At 33.7% G+C, this 9,504-nt stretch carries 5 protein-coding genes; 2 read left to right on the top strand and 3 right to left on the bottom strand.

All coding sequences use genetic code 11. From position 1 onward, the window contains the following. The first annotated feature begins 2,060 nt into the window (after positions 1–2,060). Positions 2,061–2,423, top strand: coding sequence for a response regulator (locus OMO38_RS19965; protein WP_264751941.1), 363 nt, complete (start codon positions 2,061–2,063; stop codon positions 2,421–2,423). 326 nt (positions 2,424–2,749) lie between these two features. Here the strand turns inward: OMO38_RS19965 and OMO38_RS19960 are convergent, their stop codons facing one another. From OMO38_RS19960 to ccoN, 3 genes are all read right to left on the bottom strand, one after another. Then, positions 2,750–4,546, bottom strand: coding sequence for a hypothetical protein (locus OMO38_RS19960; protein ID WP_264751940.1), 1,797 nt, complete (start codon positions 4,544–4,546; stop codon positions 2,750–2,752). 149 nt (positions 4,547–4,695) lie between these two features. Continuing rightward, positions 4,696–5,571, bottom strand: a complete 876-nt coding sequence (locus OMO38_RS19955; protein WP_264751939.1) for a c-type cytochrome — start codon at positions 5,569–5,571, stop codon at positions 4,696–4,698. A 19-nt stretch (positions 5,572–5,590) separates the two neighbouring features. Next, positions 5,591–7,870 (bottom strand): cytochrome-c oxidase, cbb3-type subunit I, encoded by a 2,280-nt coding sequence (gene ccoN / locus OMO38_RS19950; protein WP_264751938.1) that lies wholly within the window; start codon positions 7,868–7,870, stop codon positions 5,591–5,593. Between the two features lie 179 nt (positions 7,871–8,049). Between ccoN and OMO38_RS19945 the strand changes: the two genes are divergently transcribed. Beyond that, on the top strand, positions 8,050–8,343 hold the full coding sequence (locus tag OMO38_RS19945) for a helix-turn-helix domain-containing protein (protein ID WP_264751937.1): 294 nt from the start codon (positions 8,050–8,052) through the stop codon (positions 8,341–8,343). Positions 8,344–9,504 lie beyond the last annotated feature (1,161 nt).

Here is a 9,504-nt window from a genome sequence, read left to right as displayed (position 1 = left end):
ATATATATACAAGAGATGTCTTACTTTATAATGTTATACTGATAATCATTTATTTATTATTTATTTGAAATCGTATTAATATAGATAAATACAATCTAATTTTTCAGATAATATTGTATGAGAAAGTAAACCTACTTATACTTATAACTTAAAATATTTTGGAACATGAAAGATTATTCATAAGTAACCAAGCAGCTATGACTGTTTTATCTTTAAATTCTAAAAGCAAAATACACTGGCGCAAATAGATTCTTTATGTATTGAATCAATCTTCAGAAAATACTGCAAGCACAGAAAAAATCGTTTTTTATAAACTCTTACAATACTGCCTTAGATTCAATCAATAATAGTGAAGATCATTTAGCATAAAAACTATCTAAAACAATAAAGCATTCCATCATTTGTAAACATTGATGCTTTGCCAATGACGACTTGAATTATATAAAAGTTATTTGAAGAATATTCTACGCTCCACATTTAAATTATCAGAATTTTTAAAAAAAATGCTTAAATGATCCTTAATATATCTTTACTAATCAAAAAAAATATTTTAAGAACACGTTATAAAATCATTAAAGATGCAGTTATTGAAAATAATTTTTAAGCAACTCTTTGAATTGTACTATTACTATTGTCCGGAGGTATAAATACGGTTGCTAATGACGTTTCAAGTTTTACAATTTGTACACTGGTGAATCCCCTTAACGAAATTTTAAGTATAAATTTATTTTTTCTTTTTGAATTTACTTTCAAAATTAGTTTACTGGTGCTAAAGCTTTTGTCCATTTTATATTCCAAAAGTCGGGAATACGGAAGTTCAAAATATGGTGTTATGAACCTATTGAAAGTTAAAGGATGACTTTTTCTAATTGTAAAGCAACCTCCTGATAGCTCAATAGACGTACTCTTGCAGACAATAAACAGATAAATAAAAATAAGTAATAGTGGAATAATAAAAATGTTATAAATCATCCAGCCGCAAATAACCACAGCAGAAGATGTTATTATAAGTCCAAAGAGCAGTATGTACGACTGCCTTTTCGCAAACTTCAAATTTGAAACTTTCATGATTGGAGAATAAATATCAGGCAATAATTTTCACACACCAGATGTTCTATAAATTGTGCGTTATCAAAGATAGTCACAATTACTGGATATAAGAAACAAAATGATGTTTTTTTTTGTTATTATAGTGATAATAGCACATTCATATTTTATTATCAATGAATATATTATACCAATAACCCTTTATCTCTCATTATAATTAATCTTCCTTAATTCTTTAATTCTGTTATCAACATGACTTCTTTCCTTATAATTCGAGTGAAAAAAATATTTTCTGATATGATCACATAATTTTTAATTCGAATTGAAAGAAAACCCGTCACTCTTTTTGCACAGCCCGTTATGATAATTAAAATTTCTTTTCATCATAATCATTTTTTTAAAAATCTTCAAGATTTTCGCTAGTCGAAAAGTTCGACTTTCATCATATTTATCATAGTAGCAGAGATATCAAAATCAGGTAAACCATGGAAATCTGAAGCAACTCATTGTACTTCACGGGACATTGATATCGATTAAAGCATGTGAGATTTAAAAACGAAGGACGCATAAAAGTTAGTATTTGCTACAATTTAGGGAAATTCTGATTTAAGATATCTTAGCGTAAGCTACCGAAATACTTTACTCACGCTGAGAAGTAATTTTTTGAATTTTGTTAAAATAATATAAAAAATAAAAAAGTCGAAGAATGGAAATTTAAGAAAACAGCGAGCATTACCAAGGTGGCATCAGCTTAAGTAGACATGCTGAAAGCTCTTATCCTATCTTTTACATTAATCTATTTGAAAAAATCAACTTGCTCACTAATTTATTGCAGGAAATCTACGCATACCGAAGACTTATGATTTCCAGTGTAAAAATTTATGAATAATTACGACAACTTTTAAAATAGTCAAAAGTGTTATTCTCACTATTTTGAAAGATTTGTATTTTTAAGCTGTAATTCGCATATATAAATATCTGCTTAAAGTGAATGCAATTAAACATATTTGATTATGTACAAAAAAAGAATATTAATTTTTGACGATGATGAAGCTATACTTGATGTATTGCAAATGATTTTTCTTGAAAATGGCTATGATGTGGCTGTATCACATACTTCAAACAATGTGGTAGAATGTACAGATCAGTTTCAGCCTGATCTGATTTTAATGGATTATCTGATTCCTGAAATTGGAGGTGTTGAAGCAATAACACAGCTGCGTAGAGATCAAAAGCTCAGTAAAATACCTATCATCTTGGTAAGTGCCAGTACTAACATCGTCAATATAAAAAATCGCTCAGGGGCTAATGATTACCTAAAGAAACCTTTTGATTTGTGGGATCTTGAAGCAGTCGTCGGTAAATATTTATCATAACCTTTGAACGGCACCCTCAATCCTATATAAATGCCTACCAAAATTACAATGCATGGCATAATAATTGGTTAGATATATTTACGATATTAATAGTATAATCCCCAACGTTTCATTTTTAAAACAGGGGATTTTTTACTTTCCTTAAGATGCTGTTTAATAAATCCTTAACATTTCAGATTGTAATGAAATTGCGATGTTTACGAAATCTTACGTATATCTTTTCAGCATATTAACGACTTCTACATTTGCTTGTTGCTTGACATTCATGCACTATACTTCATCATAATGGCATCCATCAATCCTGACAATTATTGAGACAATAAATGTTAATTCTTCAATTCATCAATTAGAACAGTAAGTTTATATGTACGAAGTTCTTCGAAAATCTGAACTCTCTGCAAATTAAAGACAGATGAATCTTTGAACATCTTCTCATAATAAACGATACCATCCAGAATATTTTTTTTGAAACTCTCCCATTTTTTCTTTTCCAGAGGATTTACATTTGATGCATTCGATAATCCTTTTCTAAAAAAGTTTACATACATTTTCAGTTCATTGATAAATACGTGGGGACGATAAGAATCAGAAAGTATATGATCATCTCCGTAAATATGCCTGATCATTTGTGAAAGAGAAACCTCCTTATTAAAATAAGCTAGATTTGGACCAGGACAGATCACGACTCCCTGCTGCTCGCCCTTCATTTTAATACCGTTCTCAATATAAGCAGCATTGGCCAGCCCTACACATAAACATGATTTTTCAAAAATTTCTTCTTTCTGCTGTAACAGCATCTGAGAACTTTCAATGTCTCCAGAACGCCTTAGCTCTTCGAGCTTTAGATCTTGAAACTTTTTAGAAGCTGTACAGATGCCTTGCTGTGAATATTCTTTATTTAAAGCCAGGAACTTTTTAGGACATGAGCTGCCAAATCTGTTTTTGACTCTATTTCTTTTCATCAACATTTCGTTGGATGATCCCCTCACGGTATTAAAAGGTACTCCTAATGGTGATATGTTGCTTACATAAAAATCATCTTCTCTGGAAATTGCCAACAATTGTCGGGTTTCAGAATCTACTGATGTTGCTTCCGGTACCAGTAAAAAGGGAGAACCCCACCCTACGCTGTCCATCTGATAGTTTGTCAGAAAAAATTGATGTTCTTCCGCAGTGCCTACCCCACCTTGTACAGTGATTCTCATGGCTGGTGGCTCGTTCGGAACAAATCTATTTTTATTTTTCAGTGAAGATACCATTAAAGTAAAAGATGATTGTACCAACTCCTCTCTCTTTTGTTTGAACTCTTCTAAAATTGGTCCTAATAAAAAACCATCAGTCGCAAAAGCATGTCCACCACAGTTTAATCCCGACTCTATTCTATATTCGCTCACCCAAAGCCCTTTTTTTGCCAGAAAGTTACCTTGAATCATAGCAGATCTAAAATCGCTGACTTTGATTATAATCTTCTTCTTTAAGTACTCGTTGCTATCAGGATAAAAATCTTCAAATTGCTCTACATAGCTTAACAGCTTAGGATTGAAACCGGCAGATAAGATCATTGATGATGATAATTTACTTTTCGCGTAGCCACGTAGAGAAGCGTGTGCATCATTGTAAATAATAGGTAACTCTTTATGATCTGAGAAATTCCCTTTATCAATTTTAGTCATGATATTAACGTCTATACTTCCTGGTGAAAAGTGCGCATCAAGATAGTCTTGCACTGCTTTCTTATCGGGTGTAGCTTCAGAAATAAATTGCTGCAACTGTTTTTTCAATGATGTCGAACTCGGTAGCATGCTCACGAAATTTCGCAAAGCATCCATATTGACAGCAAGAGTTTCTTTAAATCTCTTAAACTTCTCCTGTACAATATCATCCACCATATTCAGGTATGCAGTTATTCTTTCTGCACGGTAATCTTCAGCTTTTACAGATATTGTATCGTATTTCATTTTGAATTTCTCGCTGTAAAAAACTCTCATTCTTTCAATAATTTCATCATCAATAATTGAGATGACTGAAGAGATTCCATAATGAGCCAGACGAATAGGAGTATCGATCGTATAAGCTAAACCCATTACAGGAATATGAAAAGTGTGTAAAGGTTTTTTGTTCATTTTTTTTAAAATAAAGTAAGGTTTTATAAGTCTTAAATTGCCCTTATCAAATCTGTCGGTTGAAAAGAAGAAAGTGAATAGAAAAGGTAGATGCCAACTGTGATAAGGGCAATGGATTTTATCTTATAGGTAAATTTGGTTCAGCAATATTATTCCCAGACAGCTATCTGGCCTTGTGGTGCAGCACCGCCTGCAGCCTGTGTGACAGGATCTTTTTCTTGATTGATATGATAAATGTACGCTGCAATCTTTTCTGCGTCCCGTCCTGAAATTGTGCCTTCTTTAATAAAAGGCCTCATTGCAGGATTATTGGGTGATCCGTTTTCAAGCATCCAAAAAATATTCTTGAAGAGACTTTTTTCTTTGATATTGATCCAGTGTTTATCCGTCAGATTAGGCCCTATCCCACCTTTGCCTGCCTCTGCATGACAAGACACGCAGTTGGTTTTGAAAATCTGTTCACCTTCTAAAATATTATCTGCGCTATATTTTGCAGTTTCTATGTTGACTGTTGGTGCGTTTTTCTCATACTCCGCAATCGAGGCAATCTGCATTCTTGCTTCCTCATCATACTCAGCATCGGGATGTGCATAATCTGTAAAGGTAAATGCGAACATATAAACGGCGCAGAAACCCATACCAAAATAAAAAAGACCGATCCACCATTTTGGTAAAGAATTATCAAGTTCAGTAATTCCATCAAAGCCATGATCTATCAGAATATCTTTTTCATCAGACTGCGATTGCTTTGTGAAAGCGGAATTCCAAAGTTTTGTAAAATAAGGAGTTGACTTTTCTTTTATAAACAACTGTCTTTCTTCGTCGGAAATATTTTTGAAATGTTCGTTTTCAATTAAATCTCCGATCGAATTTAAGATTATCATAAGGATCATTACGATCAGAAGCAGTATCCAGAAAAAAGGCGACATAAAGTAGCTCGAATTCTCTGTGAACATTTCGAAAGCCATGATCGTTAAACCTACTACGATGATTATATATATAAAAATTGGTGTTCTCGTTTTCATCTTATTTTTTTGTCATTCACTATTTTACACTGGCTGTTTTGATTTCTGTTGTTTTTATATCCGTTCCCAGTCTTTGCAGATATGCGATTATCGCAACAATTTCTCTCTGTTCAAGAGGGATAAATATCTCTCCTTTGACTGTTTTTTCTTTATCCATCTGATCTTTAACATCTGTTGCTTCAGCGTAAATTCTTTTTACAATATCTCTCGACTGATGATCTGCCCATTGATCTGCTGAATCAATTTCCGCTTTGGTATAGGGTATATCAAAAGTGTTTTTCATTAATTTAATCTTATCGACCATCATAGAACGATCGAGTTTATTGCTGATCAACCAAGGAAAACGAGGCATGATCGAGCCCGCAGAAGTAATTCTGGGATTATACATATGCTTAAAGTGCCATGAATCCGGATTTCTGTCACCCTCTCGATGTAAATCGGGACCTGTTCTTTTTGATCCCCATAAAAATGGCCTGTCATAGACAAATTCCCCGGCTTTAGAATATTGTCCGTTTTTTCCGTCAAATCTCATCACCTCATCACGGAATGGTCTGATCATTTGTGAATGACAGGAGTTGCAACCTTCACGAATGTAAAGATCTCTACCTTCCAATTCCAGAGGCGAATAGGGTTTTACTGCTGAAATTTGAGGCAGATTACTTTTCACAGTAAGTGTAGGAATGATCTCAACAAGACCGCCGATAGCGATCGTGATAAGTGCCAATATTGATAATAGGTGCGGTGTTCTTTCCAGCCAAAGATGTACACCTTCACCTTCCTTTCTCGAGTTGCTAATTTTTGCTAAAGCAGGAGCTTGAGCTGGAACGTCTTTTTGAAATGAACCTTTTCTAATGGTTTTGTAAACGTTAACTACCATTAATAAAGCTCCGACCAAATAAAACAGCCCACCCAAAAACCTTAATTTAAAATAGGGAATAATTGCAGTTACAGTATCCAACCAGTTTTTCCATAATAAAGTTCCGTCCGGATTGAATTGCTTCCACATCAAACCTTGAGTAAATCCGGCAATGTACATCGGAACAGCATAGAAAATAATTCCCAAAGTTCCCATCCAAAAATGCCAGTTGGCCAGCTTTTTAGACCACAGATCAGTTCTCCACATGATAGGAATTAAATAATAAACAACTCCAAATGCCATAAACCCGTTCCATCCCAGAGCTCCCAAATGTACATGTCCAATAACCCAGTCTGTATAGTGACCGATTTTGTTCAATGATTTTGTCGCTAACAGTGGACCTTCGAAAGTGGCCATTCCATAACAGGTAATTGCAACCACAAAAAATTTCAGAATAGGATTTTCGCGTACTCTATCCCAAGCACCTCTTAATGTAAGAAGCCCATTCAGCATTCCACCCCACGATGGTGCGATAAGCATAATGGAAAAACCGGTTCCTACCGCCTGAGCCCAAGCCGGCAATGCGGTGTACTGAAGGTGATGCGGTCCCGCCCAAAGGTATACGAAGATCAGTGACCAGAAGTGAATGATGGACAGTTTATAAGAAAATACCGGTCTGTTTGCTGCTTTAGGCATAAAATAATACATCAATCCTAAAACAGGAGTTGTCAATACAAATGCTACTGCATTGTGTCCATACCACCACTGAACAAGTGCATCTTTCACTCCTGCATAAGCGGAGTATGATTTCCAGCCTGTGAATGACAGCGGAACTTCAAGATTGTTAAATATATGCAGCATTGCCACGGCAATCCAAGTTGCTATGTAAAACCAGATAGCAACATAGAGGTGTCTAACCCTTCTCCTATAAATGGTCCCGAACATATTGATTCCGAAAATAATCCATGAGAATGTTATCAGAATATCAATGGGCCACTCATGCTCAGAATACTCTTTCGAAGTATTAATACCCATTAAAAATGTAATAACAACTGCAACAATCATAATCTGCCATGTCCAAAAGTGAACCCATGATAATGTATCGCTGTACATTCTTGTTTTCAGAAGTCGCTGCATGCTGTAATAGGCGCCGCAGAAAAATGAATTACAGACAAATGCAAAAATAACGGCACTCGTATGAAGCATTCTAATTCTTCCAAATCCTAACGCTCCCTGGGAATTAATCAATCCCTGTATGTTTCCACTCCGCAAGCTTTGAATTGTTGTGTCATCCGTACCGAATAAAAATTCCGGCAACTCTGGATAAAACAGCATTAAAGCTGCGGTTAATCCCAAGATAAAACCGATAATCCCAAATGCGATCGTTGCATAGAGAAATGCCCTGACAATATTATTGTCATAGTTAAATTGCTGCGTCTTCATAATTCCTTTTAGATGTAAAACTTATTTAATTCGTACAAAATACCAATATTACCAATGTGCAGAAGCCAATATAGATGTCATTTGATGCTCTTGATGTTTTTTCAAAGGTAATGTGTAACTTTGCTGAATACTATTAGCTATACTTCTAAAATATACCAAAAACTACTAAAGCAAAAGTGATGAAGGCATGCGGACATAATATCAGAAAAATAAGAAGAGATAAAGATCTTACGCAGGAATACATGGCTTTTGAGATGGGAATCTCCCAAAAAGCATATTCCGATATTGAAAATTCTAAAGTAAAGATCAATCTGGACATTCTTACAAAAATTTCCAGTATTTTAGAGATTAGACCTTCTGATATTTGCAGTATTTCTGACCAATGCTCTGGTGGAAATTACGAAGAAAAATACAACGAACTGATCAATTTCATCAGAAATAATAATTTACCATTACCTGAAGGACATTCTTAAGATGCAGACATAGATTACATACACACCTAATGTATTACTCTACTAAAAAGATATCGAGTTGTATCTCAAAGTATAAATTAATTTCTTTTTTGTGGCATATAGAGAGTAGATTCTAAACTGAATGATGACCATGAGCCACTTTATATATTGTTGGGTAACCTCAGAACAAGTTGACATCCAGTCATTGTACGTCTTCAACCCCACTGCCAACTTACGATCACCATCAAGAATTAAACCTGTAGCTAACGCTAAAAATGTTATTTCATAAGTAGTTTATGCAACGACTCCTTTTGTGAAATATAAATTTCTGCAGAAAAAATAAAAAATTTTTATCTGATTGCTGATGGGGAAGGTAAAATAATAATGCTGGATGGGAATATTATTGCAGCATAAAGAGATATGAAATCAAAACTTTATTTACTGATTCCTGTTTGTCTACTAACTGGATATAATGTCGTCTAGAATCCTTCAGCAGTTACATGTAACTGTCCCTGTAACGGTTTACCTTTTGATATTGGAGAAAGTTTAATAAATGGACCTGCGATGTCTTATTTAAAAAAATTATGTCAAGAGTAATCAGGTATAATTTAAAATAATAAAAGTAAACACTCTGAGAAGAGTGTTTACTTTTATTATTTTACCATTCCTCTGCAATACACGAAAAATTGATGAGTCGATAAAGATGCCGCACAAATACTAGACATGAATTTGGTAGGTCATTTTACTCTTACCTCAGATTCACATTTCTCTTTTGCTGACCAGGGAATGATATAAGGACAAAGAAACAGAAATTTTTTAATCCAGATAATATTAATATTATTCTTAAAATATTTTTCCTTTTTATTTAGTAAGCACTTACTGAAACTATCTGAAATTTGGCATATTTTAAAAAACTTTCTTAATACATTCCTTTTTGCATTCTAAAAAAAGAAAATTCGACTTAATAAAAGATAATGCGTGCATTATAAATCAAGATGTAATTATGACAAACACAATAGAAAATATTTATCCTTTGACATTACGAGAAAAAATAATTTAGAATGTCAATTATCTAATGGTGATTGCTGAATCAAAAATGTTTTTCAATTTAATTTTAGTTGATTTTTCACGGAATGAATTGAAGTACTACCAATTTTGGGAGAGATAAAATTGATATTATAC

Origin of the sequence: Chryseobacterium kimseyorum (assembly GCF_025971945.1) — a bacterium.
Taxonomy (GTDB): domain Bacteria; phylum Bacteroidota; class Bacteroidia; order Flavobacteriales; family Weeksellaceae; genus Chryseobacterium; species Chryseobacterium kimseyorum.
This window is presented reverse-complemented; position numbering and strand designations above follow the sequence as displayed.

What these genes read in the sequence shown, in the direction of transcription:
- OMO38_RS19965 (WP_264751941.1), top strand. Translation starts at nt 2,061, where the DNA reads ATGTACAAAAAAAGAATATTAATTTTTGACGATGATGAAGCTATACTT.
- OMO38_RS19960 (WP_264751940.1), bottom strand. Translation starts at nt 4,546, where the DNA reads ATGAACAAAAAACCTTTACACACTTTTCATATTCCTGTAATGGGTTTA.
- OMO38_RS19955 (WP_264751939.1), bottom strand. Translation starts at nt 5,571, where the DNA reads ATGAAAACGAGAACACCAATTTTTATATATATAATCATCGTAGTAGGT.
- ccoN (WP_264751938.1), bottom strand. Translation starts at nt 7,870, where the DNA reads ATGAAGACGCAGCAATTTAACTATGACAATAATATTGTCAGGGCATTT.
- OMO38_RS19945 (WP_264751937.1), top strand. Translation starts at nt 8,050, where the DNA reads ATGAAGGCATGCGGACATAATATCAGAAAAATAAGAAGAGATAAAGAT.